We start from the raw sequence: 16,067 nt of genomic DNA, 5'->3' as shown, positions 1-16,067 counted from the left end.
ACGAGATATTCCTAAGTCGATCTGAGGAAGAAAAATCAGCTGGCCTGTGAAGGTTCATGTGTTCGGGGCCGATAAGAATTTTGGCAACAACCCAGGTAAGTAGATGGAAGCAGCGCAACACCTAAGTTCATACCCAATCTATATATTAATCACTCATGGGAAAACTGTCATCTTCGAAAAAACGATTGAATCATTGCCTATAACTATTGGTCGAAGCAGTCACTGCAACGTGGCTCTCACGCAATTCAATTGGATCAGTCGACAGCATGCGGTAATTTTTCCAGAAAATGGACAACTCTATTTGGTTGATCTCAAATCCTCCAATGGAATTCAAATCGGTGGACGAACCTATGATCGAATTGAAATTCACAACGGGACCATTGCTAACATTGGACCACTTATATTTCAGTTTGGTCTTCCGCAAGAATCTCTCACGAAAACCTTTTCTATAAACAAAAATATGGACTCCGAAACTTCTCCTCCGACTCTCCCCAATGCACTACAGGGCCAAGGAGACGAAGGGTCTCATTCAAAAATATCTTTAGGTCCCATTGGGCCGCCGCCTCTTAATGCGAGAAAGGGTCGCTTTTATCCGGAGCTTGATTCTGAATCGATCAGCAATGCTGATGGCGAATTGAAGTACAATAGGCCTGACAACAAAAGCAGCGCATCTCCCGCTCCATCAGCCAAGACGCCAAGCGCTAAGAACGAATTCGACCCTGATGCCACAATCGTAGAAAAACAGTCAAAGACAGGAGAGAAAAAGGACAGATTGCGTGGTGAGAATGTTAAAGGTCTGGAGCCTGCTGAAGTTCCACAACCAGGTAGCAAGCCTTCGCCGATTCCTTTGCCATCCTATTTACGGGAGGAAATTCGTCCCACCAGAGCCTCGCAAAATACAGTTAGCTCCTCAAGTGTAAGGGAGCCAATAAAATCACCGCCCAACAGAGCATCATCCTTTACGGAGTCCAGCGCTGGGGGTGGCGTTGAATCTTACCCTCTTGACAGAGATAGGCCAATCAGGGGAATCGATAAGGTTGCCCGCGATCGTCGAGTCCTCGAGACCTACATCACTTGGCATGGTGCGGTCTTCGACACACAGCTCTTCTGGCCTGGTGAGCAGGTTGTCGTGGGTCGCACATCTGACGGGGTTTATCTGCCAACCCTTAAAGGTGAATTTCTTCTTGCCCATTTTGACGGTGCTGTCGCGAAATGTTCCATTCCTGATCATTTAGGCGGATTTCTTCGCACTGGAGATTATCGACCAGTACCACTTAAGGAGCTCGTCGAAAGCAAATCTCTTCCACGAAGTGGAAAAAACCATATTTTAAAGCTAGGGGCCACTGATCTTTGCACTTTGGATCTGGGCAAAGACGTTCGCCTGCATTTGCGCTATGCACCTGCTCCCAAGCAGCTGTCTCGAAAACGAACGATCGAACCGGATGCCTTGCTCAAAAGAACATTCACAGGCTCAAGCGTTTTTCATATTCTTGTTATCGCGAGCTTTATGTTCATTGGTCCGAGCCAAGAAAAAAGCAAGAATTGTAGAACCTCCACGCCAGGCTTCGATCATTTTAAAGAAGGAAGAGCCAAAAAAGCCGGAACCTCCGCCGCCTCCTCCCCCGCCACCTCCTCCTCAACCCAAGGAAGTAGTTAAGCCAGAGCCCAAGCCCAAACCTAAACCAAAACAAAAGAAGATAGAAAAGCAGCCGATAGTAAAAGAGAAGAAAGTTGTTCGGGACAAAATTGTTTCGAAGGAAGTTATTCAACCAAAGGCAAAACCAGCCCCAGATATCACTAAGGTTGGAGCCTTGGCGGCTCTGGGCGCATTAGGAGCTCCGACTCCAAATCCTACAAATCAACCCGTCGCAATAAATGTCAATCCAAACGCCGGAGGCGGCGGAGCTAAAATTTCTACGACCGGAGTGATAGGAACGCTCAAAGCAAGTGGTGGTAAGCTTCAGGCGGCGGGCATAGAGGGAGTGAAAACGCAGGGGCGTGGATTTGGAACTGGTTCCGGTTACGGCGTTCAAGGAATAAAGGGAACAGCTGGAACTCGAGGTATTGGGGGTGCGGTGATTGGCGCTCCTCAGCTGATGAAAATCAATCGGACGGAAGGATTGGATCGCAAGCAAGTCATGGAGATCGTGAAAGCATATCTAGCGGAGATTCAGCAGTGCTATGAACGTTCCCTATTGACTGAGCCGGGCATTGCCGGTCGAGTTGAATATGAGTGGAGCATCAACCCTAAGGGAGTCGTCCAATGGGCCAAGGTCAAAAAGTCCGACATCCGTGGTGGTGATTCACTCAACGGATGTGTCACTTCCATCTTTAAGAAAATGAAGTTTCCAGCAGCTAAGAACGGCGAATCGACGACTCCCAATATTGGATTTCCGTTTGGAAGACTATGAAGCTTTCTCGCTGAGACTCAGATATTTCTAATATTTGACTCTTGGTTTTGGTTTTGGAAGGTCTTCCACGATTTCCGTGCGATAATTGGTACGGTACTTAACGTAGTTTTTCAGCTCATTTTTTTGTCGAGCCAGTAATTTAAGTCTATCATCATTGTGGAGTTCGCCCTTAATCGTAACATCGTCAAGATCCATCTTCGCTCCGGCAAAAGCCAGGGAAGAACAGCTCATAATAGATAAAACCAGCAACAACCTCATGAGCGAATTTTAGCAGAAATCTATTTTTAAATCTAGCTTCTCAGTCTGCTATCCCATAAAAACCATCAATGTCTTCTCGGAGTTATATATTGTGTAAACACCCCGTCCTCAACCTTAAGTCCAGCGTCCGTACTCAGGACTGCAGAGCGAGCGGGATCGTGAAGCAGCTTTTGAACACTGTACATATATATTCCATCGCCTTGAGGATCATTTTGGGGAGTCTGAATAAAATAGACAAGCACCGCATTTCCTCCTGAGGCGTGCTCAAGGCCCGGAAGTGTGTCGCCCTCCCTGACCTCCAAAGTTGGATAAAGGGGAAGTGCTCCCTGAGAAAAGTTATAACAATCGCGGGTTGCGTCGCCCATTTTATTAAGTCTGGTATCATAGGCAACGGCATCCAAATCCTCAATCAACGGATTTCGGTGTTGAGCAATTTGCAGGCCGGCCTGTTGTTCTCCGTCAATACTGGATCGTAGTAAGTTAAAGGAATCCATTGCAAAAGCTAAGGAACGCGTAAAATAGACGAAGGTTTCCAAGCCGTCAAGGACACCGTCTCTATCTGTATCTGGGTTTTTTGGATCTCCGTTCTTTGGCACGTTTTCCGAGGGTCTGTCGTTTTTGATATACCTTTCTTCACAAGCGGTCAGAAAATCATGATCATCATCAGCACGATCTTTACATTCTTCTTCTGATGGAATTACTTCTCCATAGCGAAGTTCCCGCCAATGGAAATAGTCACCGAAGGCTCCCCCACTTGAAAATCTTTTGCTAGGATCAAACAAATAGGTTTTTCCTTTTACGGTGATCCCACTGTAACGAATTTCATCCCGATCGCACATGCCGTCCCCGTCGGAATCTGTATCAATTTTTCCGTCCTCGCAATAACCAGCATTGAGATTGTAAACGAGAAAATTCTTTAGTTGCCAGGGCTCATGAGTCGGTTTAACGACGAGTTCGTTAAAATCCCAGTTTGCATCGGTTTCAAAATTTACAAATTTCCCTCTTCCCCACTCTTCGCTCATCCGACGTAATCTATTGATTGCCCCGCCGCCCGCGCCTCCGTAATAGGCCGAGCTGAGAAAGACGTTTGGAGCAAGATCGATAATATCGCCGATAAGTGCTTGGAGCTCCAAATCGTTGCTGGTGTCCGTCGGTTGCCCATCTGAAACGAAAAAAACCATATAAGTAGACATTTCATCAGGAAATCCTTTGAGATCATTCGCAATAGCTAAATGAACGGCTTGTAGCGCCGCCTTATAGGGAGTTGATCCTCCTTCCAGCTCGGATCGTATTCGAGCGGTCGCTCTAAAAACCCTATTCAGATCATCGGTAAAGGTTGGTACAGTCGGGTCTCCGTCATTGATATAGGCCTCTGCTCCCCTGTCGCCCTCAAAGGCCACCATGGAGTAACGGTAGTACTCTTTGTCGATATTTTCTCTGACAAATTTTTCAATATTTGTCGATCTTTTCCTTCCCCAGGATCAGACTGAGAATTCGAACCCGACTTATCGATAACAAAAAGAAACTTCATATAACGAAGGATTTCCTTTGGGTCACTGATGCAAAATTGTCCCTGTGATTTGACGTTTACCAATACCTCTTCAGGCATTTTCAGTCGAACATCTGAACAGGACAAGATGGCCAATGAAAGCAAAGGCACCATGAACCCGCGCCATGATATTTGAATTCCCATGAGCACCCCCGCCTAGGGAACAGAGCAATTGTGCGGCCAAGCACGATGGCCCAGCCTCAAATAGGCTTGAATCTAGTCGCGTCCTATTCCAATAATTTGGAGATTATTGTCAAAGTGATTCTGGCGCGTAAGGATTAATCAAAAACAGGAAGCCATCATTAACAGACAAACTTGTTCGTAATGACGATTTGGGAAAACGAAAAATAATCATAGCACCGGATACTCGACCAAAAATGGGACATATCAATTCGGGGCAGGTTTCGTTTTGGGGCGCTTGCTGTTGAGTTTGTTTAAGTTTGGTCGATCCGTGCTTGCTATACTGCTTGAAGAACGCTTGGAGAGAGGTTCTTCATCAGAAAGCTCCATCGATTCTTCAAAAAAGAGATCTTCCTTGTTATTCACTTGTGTTTTATTAAGTGTGTCGTCTCCATCGCCAGTTCTAGAGACTCCAGCGTCACCCATTCCCATGTCAACTTCTAGAAGCTCATTTGAGGTCGTGGTCTTGTCGCTCGTCGCCAGAGGATTATTCCCTTTTCGACCTCGCAGAGAAGTTGGAACCTCAACTTCTCCGCTGATGCTATCCCTCAAAATTCCTGCCTGCGCAACATTCTCGTCAATCAGCGAATTAAAATCCAATTTTGTTTCTTTCCGTTTAATGTTAAGAGCTGAATCCGATGATGGGAGACGTTCGGTCAGATTCGATTTCTCATTTCGCCGGCCGACTTTGGAAGTCTCGCGAGCATCAGCAAAAAATGCCGTGACACTCAGTAGCCCTCCAACGAAAAATGACAGTGTAAAGTAAGCTTTCATTTCTCTCTCCATCACATTGAAAACAAGCGCCTATCTTCAATCGTTTCTGATTTGCGCCCATTGCCCAAAGCCTAGCGAAGCTCCATCTCGCCTTTGCGTATGTGAACTTAAGTTGCAACAGGGGTGCCATCGAAAAGTCGTCTCATTTCAGCCACCGCATGTCTGAAATGATCAGATTCTAGGCAACCTCCTGTCTGAATCATTCATCTGTCAATAAAATTGACAGCGAATTTGACTAGGATTCCACCAGGACTTAAGGACTCATTTCCTCTGCAGAGGATGGAATTTCTGGATCTACTATGAATTCAAGATGCCTTCGATTTCTCAGTATTATCTTTAGGCAGGAGATTTTGATCCAAGCTATGTCCGCAGTTGCGACACCTAAACACGAAGAATCCTGCATCATTTTTGTCGATATGCATGACTTGGGTACATTTCGGGCAATCCAGAATACCCATGTTATCTAAGGTGCTGGTCTCGGCCGTCGTTGCCATTTCAAATACTTGAATAACATCGCTTTCAAATCCCTTTAAACTTTTCTTGCCAATGAGTTCAAATTGGAACTCAGAATTTGAATCTAGTGCCTCAACGAGATCGTATGGAACTAGAATCTGTCCGGGTTTTGCGACTCCACACAGTCGACTCGCGAGATTAATGACCGGACCAATAGCCGTATAGCTATGAAAATATCTTCTATTCCCATAAAATCCAACGTTTGCAAATCCGGTCGCGATGCCGATTCGAATTTCTAATGGTTTGAGCCAATTTACCTCATAAAATTCTTGGTCCAAGGAGACTCTCTCTCCGATTTCAATAGCTGCCCTCAAGACTCTCTCAATGTAGTCAGGGTATGAGACGGGATCGTTAGAAAAAGCCAATAGCCCATCTCCCAAAAATTTATCAATGGTAATATCGTACTTAAGGAGGACTCTGGCCGAATCCATCATGAAGTGGCTAATGACCCTTGTAACCTTGTCTTTATCTATTCTAGATACTCGCTCCGTTGAGTTCACAATATCCACGAATATCGCACATATATTTGAACGATGAACGCTATCTGTAAGAAGAACTTGATTAGTTCTGATGGCCTCGACAACTTGGGGGGAAAACTGACGACTCAATTCAGTCAACTTTAACGCCTCATTCGTTTTCTCTTCAATTATTTTTCCACGAGAGATGATTTCCTCGCGCAGCAACTGGCGACTCTCTACCTCCTTTCGTCTCAGTCTTTCGGACAAAATTCTTAGAAAAATCGCGATCACGATGGTTCCAGAGATAAAAAATAAATTGAGCACCACTGTGTGACTGTTGCTAGTATCTTGATTTAAAAGGACGGCACCAAAAAAATAGGGAAGAAAAATTATTCCGATTGAGGCAAAAAAGAAGCGCCATGTCCACGGAATAAATGAGATTGATCCAATTGTGATGAGATTTAAGCCCGCATAGTAAGGGGTGCTCCAATCGCCGATTCTATACACCATATAATCAATAATTAAGGCGAGGCCAGAGATATAAAAGAACGCAAGCAATTGGGCATCATTAAAACTGAGAATTCTTTTGAATTGAAATCGGGTGTAGAGACTCAAAGGCACAACCATAGAGCGCACAATCAAAAATTCCCATTTCATATCTGGGACATATAAAAAATCGCAAATCCAAAAGGCCAAAAATAGCGGGACAACCATCATATGCGTGATGACGGCTAGAATGGCCTTAGTTTCGCGAAGTTTCTCTTGATTCCGAATGACATCTATGTGCTTCATGAATAATGTGGTTAAGTTTTCTTAATAATACAAAACAGGTTAATGCCCAGATTTTCAGATTCAATGGTGAGTTTTCCTCCGATATTTTCAAACAGTGACTGCAAGTCATTAGATGACCGATAGATAAGATGCCAATCTAGGGCCAGATCCATAATTACTTCATTTGGGTTGGCTAAATTAAAATTTCCAATTATCAGTGATCCACCAGATCGAAGAGACTTGAACAATTTGACTGCCGCCAACTGAGCGACTGGATCAGATAAATAGTCGAATAGTCCTGCGCAATAGATAATGTCGTATTCGCTTCCTTCAATTCGTCGGGCAATCACATTCTTAATCTCCTTGTGAATGAAGTGAAACAAAAATTGATGAGGGTTTGAGAGTCCGGCCTCCTTTATAGATCGTTGCGCATATTTCAATGCGCCTTTGTCTTGATCAAGCAGATCAATATGGAGAGATCTGCTATTGAATTCCTTCACCTCAGAAATCAATTTAACCCATTCTCGCGATGGACCAGAAGCAACCGATAGAATTCGGAGTTCTTCGTTCGACCTCTCTCTGAGAATGTTGCCAATCTTGATTGTCAAGTAGTCGGCTCTGTTGCGAACAGCTTGGGCAGCTGGCTCCCTGACGCTGTAATACTGGAGACAACGGGCGAACAAAGAGTTCCCTATGTTCTCCGATCTATAGATAAGGTTCATCATTTCAAAGTCACCTGCATAGCCCAAGGGTTTATGGTAAACGCGGTGAGCAAAGGGCGACTGATGAATCAAGCCACACAATTTGCTCCGAAACAATTCAACCAATACTTTTCGCGATTCGGGCGGGAGATCTCCCAAGGGCCCTGCCAGCCGCTGATAATGTTTTGGAAATTCCTCGCCTATGTATGTTCCGATGATTGGTATCAAAGTGCTTTCGAATTCTGCCATTCGCCGCCCATCAGGCTCCTCATTTGATTTTGTTAAAGCATTCACCCGCTCCTGAAGCTCCTCAAACCAATCTTTGAGTTGGTAAATAAGAAGCCTGGCATGCTCCGGTATGACCTCAAGCTGTTTAAATCTTTGATCGTGAGCCTTTAGGATATCTTGCGCTTGACGAACAGCCTGAACTCGTTCGACGTGAATCGGTTCTCCGAGAACTTCAAAAGCTACCTTCAATTTTCCATCTTCAAGTTCCTCACTTCGAGCGACTCTGAGATGAAGATCGGCGACCACCACGCCGTCAAAAATCAGTTGAGTCTCACGATACTCGTTCGTCTCGGGCGTTTCTTTGTCAACGAGAATCGCTATCCCAAAGGCAGAGAAGTCCGTTACCTCATAGTAAGTGCCATTGATGACCAGGTAACAAATTTCATCATCGATAGAATAGCGATCCTGCCGAATGACATGCAGAGTCCGCGTGGACTGAATCGGAGAAACATCAATTTCATCGTGCACCGTTTTACTCATTGCAAAACCCCCTCGTCACAAGTATTTATCGGTAATTACTGCGTATTTACTTACATACATTGACGGGATATTTGACGCCATGATGCGAGGTGTTTCCTTACTAGGCAGCAGGCGTCGTTTCCTAAACTCGACTGAAGTCAGTAGACTGGGTTTCAAAGAAATGCATGAGTTGCTTTTTCGTAGAGGTTCACGTTCACTTTTGCCTTAGGGGAGGTTCTATTATGCTGCGTAAGAAGATTGCATTTTTACAGTGGGCGTTTCTTGGCATGTTGATCAGTTCGCATTCAAAGATTTGGGGATATGAGTTCCGTCTTAATTTGAGACCGAGCGGCTCTGTTCAGCCAAGTGAACACGATCGTCTTTTTATTCCCAATCACATAGCCGGAGAACACCCAGAGCTGCTGGTCGCTCTTCATGGGTGCCTCCAGTCCGCAGAGGAGTTCGAAAAAGGAGCTCAGCTCAACTCCATCGCCGAGAGGCTTGGTTTCTTGGTGTTTTATCCGCAGCAGAAGCCTCTTCGAGATCCTTTGGGGTGTTGGCAGTGGTTTGAACCTTCTAATCAAAGAGCTGACAGCGGAGAACCAGATGAAATCATGAAAAAAATCGAGATCGTGAAAAGAAATTACTCAGTTGGAAAGGTTTTTTTGACAGGCATTTCTTCAGGAGGAGCCATGACGAGCATACTTTTGGCCTGTTATCCTCGGTATTTTTCGGGAGGTGCTATTCACTCGGGGATTCCCTACGGGATTGTGAAGAACAGGCAAGAAGGCACGGAAGTCATGAGGTCGGGTCCAATGGCGGCAAAAGGAAAAAACAATGAGGAATGCAATGCCCAGAGTTTTGAGGGACGAGTGATGGTGATCCATGGTCTCGATGACGAAGTCGTTCATATAGAAAATTCCAGGAGAATTCAGGACGATTTTAGTCGTCAATACGATTTTTCTGAAGAGAGGACGATCGAGGCCTCTGCGGACAGGTACTCTTATCGCTACAGGGATTTTTATTTTGCCAATCAGCTGCGCTCTCGCTTGATCTTAGTTGATGGACTAGGTCATGCCTGGAGTGGGGGCGATGGGCATCTTCCTTTTAATGACGAGAGAGGCCCTAGCGCTGGAGCCCTAATGTGGGAGTTTTTTCACTTGAATTGATTGTGTTCATTGTCAGTCGCTTCCAATTGCATTTTGCTGACCGCTTAAAATGAATATGAAAGAGCAAGGAAAGCCTCGAAAAACAGAATTTTTGGATCGCTGTTTGGAATGAAACCGAGACGCAAATCAGGTACAATCCAGATCGAACCCGGAGCCGGTATGTCCCAACCAAGAGCGCCGTAGGTGAGGGCGTAGAACGAGGGCCCGCTGTCTTCCACAGACAAGGGAATCCCATCATCAATGACAATTTTGGATTGATTTCCCTTTGAAACTTCAAACCCGCCACCCCACCAAAAAAGATCCAATGGATTTGAGTAGAGCTTGGCTAAGACGCCTGCTCCGACAAAATGTTGCTCGATAGTCAGTTGAGCTGGGCGAAGGGCATTTATTGCTCCCTTCAGTTTTGCTTCTCCTCCGAAATTGGTCGAACGAAAAGAAACATAGGGGCGCAACATCATTTTTCGACTCCAAGGAATATCCATAAAGGCCGAAAAGAAAAATGTTGTGCTTTCCAAGGTTGAAATTTCATAGACATCCTGGCTTGATGTCGAAAAACTTCTGGCTCCTTGCTGCATGTACGTGCCGACAAATGCGAGTCCTAAAGAATATTTGTTCGTATAAATTCTTTTTCCTATCAGATTTCCATCTATTCTTTCGGAAATGGTTGAGCGGGAAATATCGCTACTTAAGATGAACCCACCCCTCCGCTCACCTTCAAAAGACACAAGAACTTTTCGGAACAGGCCATATGTATTAGGTGAGATAACGACTTTGTCTCCACGGTTCAAATTCGTAATCTTGCGGGACTTAACAGAAGGCTTTTCATAAACTGTAAGTTCTTCATGCACCTGAAGATCTAACACCGCCCGGGCCTCTTCAGCCCCAAAAATGAGGAGGAGAAAGAATGTGACCACACCGAATGAAGTTTTGGTTAAATACTTTCTCATTGACATTGATAGCATGACTCCCGGAATAACAAATCACTGCAGGCTCTGCCTATTTAAAGTAACAGATGGCATTTAGGGGTTCTGCCTTTTTGCCATCACTGGACCCAAAAATCTGGTCTTCGGTCGAAAGAATCGAGGACATGCAATATCAGCCCACAGACTACGTATTTTATTGACGCATCAGTATAAAATGAATAGTGTCTGCGCCCTATGGCTCGAACAAAAATCGCCCCTCTTATAATTCACCTAAAAGAGCTTCCTGAGGAAGGCCAGACGTACGCTTACAATCAAGAGCATCACGAGATGAAGGCCGCCCTGGAGGATCTGGTCCAAGACAATGCCTTTGAAATTCAGATTAATTTCCTGCCTTCAGGGGGAGTTTATCTTCTTTCGGGTTTCATTAAGTCCAAGATGAATCTGGCTTGTTACCGCTGCGCCATCGACTTCAAGTTTGATGTAAACGAGAAAATTAACGAGATCCTTGTCATTGAGGAGGAGCGACCGCGAGGGTCCCACTCGGCCCGTGTCAATCATTCTTCTGAATTGCAGCAAGGGGCTCCTTCCGTCTCATCGATTCCAACTGGGATTTTCAATATCGGCCCTCTTATCCATGAGATTATTGCGCTGGCCGAGCCCATTCAACCGAAGGCAAGAGTGGATTGTGATGATAGCTGTGAGAACCTCAAGGAGGCCTACGAGAAGGGGTGGCTGACAGGATCTGTCGAGGAAGTCTCAAATGGTTCTCATTCCCCCAATCCGTTCACCGTGTTAAAGGATTTAAAATTAAATCGTTGATTTTAGGCTCCACTTGGATAACTTATAGCGCCTTGAAATTTTGGTGGATGAACTGGGCCTAGAAAACACAAAGGCCCCTAACAGCAGGTAAATATTATGCCATGTCCAAAGAAAAAGACTTCACGCATGCGTAAGGGCCATCGTCGTTCTCACGATAAAGCGAAGCACTCAGCGGTTCACAACTGCCCCAACTGTGGAGCCATGTACCGTCCCCATAGAGTTTGCCACTCTTGTGGATACTACAAGGGCACAGAAGTCGTTGCGACTCAGGCCTAACGGCAAAGTCAGAATTGTTCATGGGGAGGACAGCATAGTGATCAGCTCTACATATAGAACCCGCATAGCGGGTACAGGTTCCTATCTGCCCGAGAAGCTTTTGACTAACTTTGATCTCGAGAAGTGTGTCGACACCTCCGACTCCTGGATACGGGAAAGGACGGGTATCGTTCATCGTCATATTGCAGCCAAGGGCGAATTCACAAGTGATCTCGCCTATCAAGCCTCTGTGAGAGCTCTCGAGATGGCCGAGATGAAGGCGACCGATATCGATATGATCATTTTCGCAACTGTGTCTCCCGATCAGGTTATGCCCAATACGGCCTGCGTCCTTCAACAGAAGTTAGGGCGCGAGATTGCATGGCTGTTGATATATCAGCGGCCTGTTCGGGTTTTGTCTACGCCATGGCGATAGCCGATCAATTCATTCGAACTGGCCCGAATAAGACCATCCTCGTGGTCGGCGCTGAGATTCTCCATCCTTACGTAAACTATAAGGATCGCGACACCTGTATTCTATTTGGAGATGCCGCTGGAGCGGCTGTTTTGACCCGCGCAAACGAGAGTCATGAATCGACAATTTATAGTCACCACCTCCACGCGGACGGCTCTATCTCTGATCTTTTTGTTTTGCCTAGCGGAGGATCGGCCATGCCGTTTTCGCAGGAAGTCCTCGACAGCGGCTCTCACTACGTACGCATGAAGGGCCGTGAGATTTTTAAAAATGCCGTGCGCACAATGAGCCAGGCCTGCCAAGAGGCCCTCGAATTTAATAAAATGGATCCAAGCCAGGTCAGTTGGGTTATTCCTCACCAGGCGAATGTTCGAATCATCGAGGCCGTTGCCAAGCATTTTGGGATTCCAATGGAAAAGGTAATAGTCGAAATTGCAGATATGGGGAACACCTCTGCCGCCACAGTACCAGTGGCCTTTGATCGCGCCGTGCGGGATGGACGAATCCAACGCGGGCAGAACTTGCTTTTTACAGCTTTCGGGGCAGGCATTACAAGTGGAAGCCTTTTAGCGAGGTTTTGATAAATGTGGTCAGCGATTTATCCCGGACAGGGAAGCCAACATTCGGGCATGGGAAAATTTCTTTGGGATAATTTTCAGGAGACCAAAGACATTTTCGAAGAGGCCAGTGATTCGGTAGGTGTGAATTTTAGGAGACTTTGTTTTGAGGGAGCTGAGAGCGAATTGGCACTCACTCACAACACACAACCCTCGTTGCTTATTGTGTCAGTTGCATGCTATCGGGTTCTTCATTCTCTGACGGGAGCTGAACCAGTGGCTGCCGCCGGGCATTCAGTCGGAGAGTATGCAGCCCTTGTTTCGGCGGGTGCAGTTTCCTTTTCAGAGGCCGTTCGAGCCGTAAGGCAGAGGGGCGAGTTCATGCAGTCAGCTGTTCCTGTGGGCCAAGGAGGAATGGTTGCGGTCATGGGTGTCACCCCTGACCAAGCGAAAGAACTCTGCCTCTGGGTTCAAAGTAAATGTGATTCAAAAAATCTAGACCCAGCTAATTTTAACTGCCCAGGGCAAGTCGTTATCAGTGGCAGTAAATCATTGATAGATTGGCTGATGGCCAATTATTCGGATGAGGCCTTTGCTGAAAATAAACCCAAGCGAATTAAATTCATTCCTCTCAATGTTTCAGCTCCATTTCATAGCTCCCTCATGAAGCCTGCTGAAGTTCGGATGAGAGAGGTGCTAGAGAAAATCATATTTTCTGACTCAGCCTATCCAATCGTTCAGAATTTCTCTGCTGAAGCCACTAAAAATGGTCAGGTTTTGCGAGAGAACCTCATTCGCCAAATATCTGCTCCTGTTCGATGGGTAGAATGCGTCGAGAAGCTTGTTCAAATGGGTGGACGACGAATGATTGAGATGGGATGCGGGAAGGTCTTATCCGGTTTAGTTAAGAAAATTGACGGCAATAACATCGAAAGTTTTAACATCAACTCAATGATTGAACTGAATGCCTTGGAAAAGGTGTTGCAGTCATAAAAGAGAAATAGGACGGAAATTCTATGAATCTAGAGGGAAAAACTGTATTGGTGACTGGAGGAAGTCGTGGTATTGGAGCTGGAATAGCGAGAACTTTGGCGATGGCAGGCGCTCGCGTTGCGATTACTTTTTCTTCTCGGCCAGATGCAGCCGAAGAGGTTCTCAAAAGTCTTCCCGGTCATAATAATCACCTCAGTTTGCAACTGGATGTGGCTAATGAAGATTCTGTGCATCGTTGTATAGATGAGTTGATGAGAACCTTTGAGCGACTCGATGGTGTTGTCAATAACGCAGGAGTTACCCGCGATCAACTTTTGCTGCGCATGAAAACTGAGGATTTTGATCAAGTGATCAATACAAATCTCCGCGGGACCTATTTGATTACAAAAAATGTGATGAAACCGATGATTAAGGCCAGGGGTGGATCCATTGTTAATATCACGAGCGTCATAGGGCATTCCGGAAATGCCGGACAGGCAAACTATGCAGCTAGCAAAGCGGGTACCGAGGGATTTACTCGATCAGTTGCGCAAGAAGTCGCATCGCGGGGAATTCGCCTCAACTGTGTGGCGCCCGGATTTATTGTGACAGACATGACAGGAGCCTTAGACGATAAGCAGAAGGGTCAAATTTTGGATTCTATCCCGATGCGTCGTCTGGGTCAGACCGAAGATGTTGCACAGGCTGTTCTTTTCTTGCTCAGTGACTCGTCCTCCTATATGACCGGTCAGACCCTCCACGTAAATGGAGGGATGTACATGTGAAGGATAGTTTGCCTTTGTTTGTCTTTATAAATAATGAATCAACAAAAGAAATAGAAGAAGGAGTATCAAATGGCTATTGAACCTAAGGTGAAAAAGATTATTGAAGAGCAACTTGGAGTAGATCCAGAGAGGGTGAAGTTGGAAGCCTCTTTTATTGATGATCTCGGAGCAGACAGCTTGGATATCGTTGAGCTTGTCATGGCAATGGAAGAGGAATTTGAAATTGAGATTCCAGATGAAGATGCAGAGAAACTCAAGACGGTTCAAGACGTTTGCAAGTATCTTGAAGGCAAAGGAATGGCCTAGAAGCAGTCCGGGATATACTGGATTGTCGGACATTCCTGGATTTAAGTGTCCGAACTTTCTTGAGCGGATGCTGATTTAGTAAAGTCTAATTGAAGTGGGCGATTATATAATCGCCGCTCCAAACACCCAAAACTAAAGGGGGAGCTTATGGCCTCGGGTGGAAATCGCTTTCGTCGCCCTGTAAGGGAACAAAGACGCGTCGTAGTTACCGGTTTATCATCGATAACCCCGCTTGGCAATACGGCCACCGAAACCTGGGAAGGTCTCATCAGTGGGCGTTCTGGAATCGGCTTGATTACCTTCTTCGACACTTCTCAGTTTGATGTCAAGATCGGAGGGGAGGTTAAGAACTTTTCTGTTGATGATTATGTGCCCAAAAAAGAGCAGAAAAAGATGGATCGATTCACTCATTTTGCCGTTGCTGCGGCAAAGATGGCTCTCAAAGACTCCGGCTTGGAAATGACAGAAGCCATTGCTCTTAAGACAGGAGTTCTAACAGGGGTTGGAATTGGTGGTTTGCCTGTGATTGAAAGTTCACGAGATACCGTCGTCGCGCGTGGCCCATCTCGCATTTCCCCATTTTTTATTCCAACGGTTATTTCCAATATGGCTGCCGGAAATATTTCAATTTTATTTGGGACAAAAGGGCCAAACTACACATTGACCTCGGCCTGTGCTTCTGGCGCTCACGCGATCGGTGAGGCCGCTGGGTATATCCGGAATGGTCACTGTGACGTGATGTTTGCCGGCGGAACAGAAGGAACCGTATGTCCCCTGGCCGTTGGTGGTTTTGCTGCGATGAAAGCACTTTCGACGCGAAATGACCAGCCGAAGTTGGCCTCTCGTCCTTGGGATAAAGATCGAGATGGTTTTGTTTTGTCTGAAGGTAGCGGGATGTTTATCCTTGAGGAATACGAGCATGCCTTGAAGCGGGGTGCCCGAATTTACGGAGAGCTTCGAGGTTATGGATTTAGTTCAGACGGACACCATATGACCAATCCTATTGCAAATGGCTCTGGAGCGGCTCTCGCGATGGAAATGGCTATTAATGATGCCCAGATAAATAGCGATGAAATCGGGTACATCAATGCTCATGGAACCAGCACCCCTGCGGGAGATTTGGCTGAAACCGCAGGGATCAAGAGGGTTTTTGGCGATCATTCAAAAAAACTTTGGGTGAGTAGTACCAAAAGTATGATTGGCCACACTTTGGGAGCTGCCGGAGCCATCGAAAGTGTTTTTGCCCTTCAGAGTCTTTATCATGGCATTGCACCTCCAACGATAAACCTAGAGAATCCTAGTCCCGAATGTGATCTTGATTACGTCCCTCACACAGCGAGAGAGAAACAACTCAATCACGTCATGAACAACAGTTTTGGATTTGGTGGGACTAATTCCAGTTTGATTTTTTCGCGTCTCGATTAGATTGCTCGATAACATAACT

15 protein-coding genes and 1 pseudogene are annotated in these 16,067 nt (G+C 45.9%); 10 read left to right on the top strand and 6 right to left on the bottom strand.

All coding sequences use genetic code 11. The features are described from left to right. Positions 1-193 precede the first annotated feature (193 nt). The gene (locus tag IPJ71_02815; protein ID MBK7842616.1) at positions 194-1,657 is read left to right on the top strand and encodes an FHA domain-containing protein; all 1,464 of its coding nucleotides are present in this window, start codon (positions 194-196) and stop codon (positions 1,655-1,657) included. A 154-nt stretch (positions 1,658-1,811) separates the two neighbouring features. Further along, the gene (locus IPJ71_02810) at positions 1,812-2,411 is read left to right on the top strand and encodes an AgmX/PglI C-terminal domain-containing protein (GenBank protein ID MBK7842615.1); all 600 of its coding nucleotides are present in this window, start codon (positions 1,812-1,814) and stop codon (positions 2,409-2,411) included. 27 nt (positions 2,412-2,438) lie between these two features. Here IPJ71_02810 and IPJ71_02805 read toward each other — a convergent pair whose 3' ends face one another. The 5 genes from IPJ71_02805 to IPJ71_02785 form a co-directional block, all read right to left on the bottom strand. Next, complete coding sequence (locus IPJ71_02805) at positions 2,439-2,669, bottom strand: hypothetical protein (GenBank protein ID MBK7842614.1); 231 nt, start codon at positions 2,667-2,669, stop codon at positions 2,439-2,441. A 65-nt stretch (positions 2,670-2,734) separates the two neighbouring features. Then, positions 2,735-4,072 (bottom strand): hypothetical protein, encoded by a 1,338-nt coding sequence (locus tag IPJ71_02800; GenBank protein MBK7842613.1) that lies wholly within the window; start codon positions 4,070-4,072, stop codon positions 2,735-2,737. Between the two features lie 533 nt (positions 4,073-4,605). Continuing rightward, the gene (locus IPJ71_02795; protein MBK7842612.1) at positions 4,606-5,172 is read right to left on the bottom strand and encodes a hypothetical protein; all 567 of its coding nucleotides are present in this window, start codon (positions 5,170-5,172) and stop codon (positions 4,606-4,608) included. 305 nt (positions 5,173-5,477) lie between these two features. Beyond that, on the bottom strand, positions 5,478-6,935 hold the full coding sequence (locus IPJ71_02790) for an adenylate/guanylate cyclase domain-containing protein (protein MBK7842611.1): 1,458 nt from the start codon (positions 6,933-6,935) through the stop codon (positions 5,478-5,480). An 11-nt stretch (positions 6,936-6,946) separates the two neighbouring features. Further along, positions 6,947-8,383, bottom strand: coding sequence for a hypothetical protein (locus IPJ71_02785; GenBank protein MBK7842610.1), 1,437 nt, complete (start codon positions 8,381-8,383; stop codon positions 6,947-6,949). Between the two features lie 221 nt (positions 8,384-8,604). Here IPJ71_02785 and IPJ71_02780 point away from each other — a divergent pair, with 221 nt between their 5' ends. Beyond that, on the top strand, positions 8,605-9,531 hold the full coding sequence (locus IPJ71_02780) for a PHB depolymerase family esterase (protein MBK7842609.1): 927 nt from the start codon (positions 8,605-8,607) through the stop codon (positions 9,529-9,531). 44 nt (positions 9,532-9,575) lie between these two features. On the opposite strand, the gene IPJ71_02775 is transcribed toward IPJ71_02780, so the two are convergent. Then, positions 9,576-10,484 (bottom strand): hypothetical protein, encoded by a 909-nt coding sequence (locus tag IPJ71_02775; protein MBK7842608.1) that lies wholly within the window; start codon positions 10,482-10,484, stop codon positions 9,576-9,578. Between the two features lie 204 nt (positions 10,485-10,688). Here IPJ71_02775 and IPJ71_02770 point away from each other — a divergent pair, with 204 nt between their 5' ends. From IPJ71_02770 to fabF, 7 genes and pseudogenes are all read left to right on the top strand, one after another. Continuing rightward, positions 10,689-11,273, top strand: coding sequence for a DUF177 domain-containing protein (locus IPJ71_02770; protein ID MBK7842607.1), 585 nt, complete (start codon positions 10,689-10,691; stop codon positions 11,271-11,273). A gap of 96 nt (positions 11,274-11,369) precedes the next feature. Next, positions 11,370-11,549, top strand: a complete 180-nt coding sequence (gene rpmF / locus IPJ71_02765) for a 50S ribosomal protein L32 (GenBank protein MBK7842606.1) — start codon at positions 11,370-11,372, stop codon at positions 11,547-11,549. A gap of 40 nt (positions 11,550-11,589) precedes the next feature. Beyond that, positions 11,590-12,584, top strand: a pseudogene (locus IPJ71_02760) (ketoacyl-ACP synthase III). 3 nt (positions 12,585-12,587) lie between these two features. Next, complete coding sequence (gene fabD, locus IPJ71_02755) at positions 12,588-13,553, top strand: ACP S-malonyltransferase (GenBank protein ID MBK7842605.1); 966 nt, start codon at positions 12,588-12,590, stop codon at positions 13,551-13,553. Positions 13,554-13,576: 23 nt separating this feature from the next. Continuing rightward, positions 13,577-14,317, top strand: a complete 741-nt coding sequence (gene fabG / locus IPJ71_02750; GenBank protein MBK7842604.1) for a 3-oxoacyl-[acyl-carrier-protein] reductase — start codon at positions 13,577-13,579, stop codon at positions 14,315-14,317. 69 nt (positions 14,318-14,386) lie between these two features. Further along, entirely contained in the window at positions 14,387-14,623 is a 237-nt protein-coding gene (gene acpP / locus IPJ71_02745) for an acyl carrier protein (protein MBK7842603.1), read from the top strand. A gap of 147 nt (positions 14,624-14,770) precedes the next feature. Continuing rightward, on the top strand, positions 14,771-16,048 hold the full coding sequence (fabF, locus tag IPJ71_02740; GenBank protein MBK7842602.1) for a beta-ketoacyl-ACP synthase II: 1,278 nt from the start codon (positions 14,771-14,773) through the stop codon (positions 16,046-16,048). The last annotated feature ends 19 nt before the right edge of the window (positions 16,049-16,067 follow it).

The sequence above is a fragment of the Bdellovibrionales bacterium genome (genome assembly GCA_016714165.1).
Lineage (GTDB): Bacteria > Bdellovibrionota > Bdellovibrionia > Bdellovibrionales > UBA1609 > JADJVA01.
Note: the sequence above shows the minus strand (reverse complement) of the source record. Positions and strands in the feature narration are given on the sequence as shown.

Excerpts from the sequence above, each read along its gene's own strand:
- IPJ71_02805 (MBK7842614.1), bottom strand. The coding sequence starts at position 2,669 with ATGAGGTTGTTGCTGGTTTTATCTATTATGAGCTGTTCTTCCCTGGCT.
- acpP (MBK7842603.1), top strand. The coding sequence starts at position 14,387 with ATGGCTATTGAACCTAAGGTGAAAAAGATTATTGAAGAGCAACTTGGA.
- fabF (MBK7842602.1), top strand. The coding sequence starts at position 14,771 with ATGGCCTCGGGTGGAAATCGCTTTCGTCGCCCTGTAAGGGAACAAAGA.
- IPJ71_02790 (MBK7842611.1), bottom strand. The coding sequence starts at position 6,935 with ATGAAGCACATAGATGTCATTCGGAATCAAGAGAAACTTCGCGAAACT.
- IPJ71_02795 (MBK7842612.1), bottom strand. The coding sequence starts at position 5,172 with ATGAAAGCTTACTTTACACTGTCATTTTTCGTTGGAGGGCTACTGAGT.
- fabG (MBK7842604.1), top strand. The coding sequence starts at position 13,577 with ATGAATCTAGAGGGAAAAACTGTATTGGTGACTGGAGGAAGTCGTGGT.
- IPJ71_02780 (MBK7842609.1), top strand. The coding sequence starts at position 8,605 with ATGCTGCGTAAGAAGATTGCATTTTTACAGTGGGCGTTTCTTGGCATG.
- IPJ71_02800 (MBK7842613.1), bottom strand. The coding sequence starts at position 4,072 with ATGGTGGCCTTTGAGGGCGACAGGGGAGCAGAGGCCTATATCAATGAC.
- IPJ71_02770 (MBK7842607.1), top strand. The coding sequence starts at position 10,689 with ATGGCTCGAACAAAAATCGCCCCTCTTATAATTCACCTAAAAGAGCTT.
- IPJ71_02785 (MBK7842610.1), bottom strand. The coding sequence starts at position 8,383 with ATGAGTAAAACGGTGCACGATGAAATTGATGTTTCTCCGATTCAGTCC.
- rpmF (MBK7842606.1), top strand. The coding sequence starts at position 11,370 with ATGCCATGTCCAAAGAAAAAGACTTCACGCATGCGTAAGGGCCATCGT.
- IPJ71_02775 (MBK7842608.1), bottom strand. The coding sequence starts at position 10,484 with ATGTCAATGAGAAAGTATTTAACCAAAACTTCATTCGGTGTGGTCACA.
- fabD (MBK7842605.1), top strand. The coding sequence starts at position 12,588 with ATGTGGTCAGCGATTTATCCCGGACAGGGAAGCCAACATTCGGGCATG.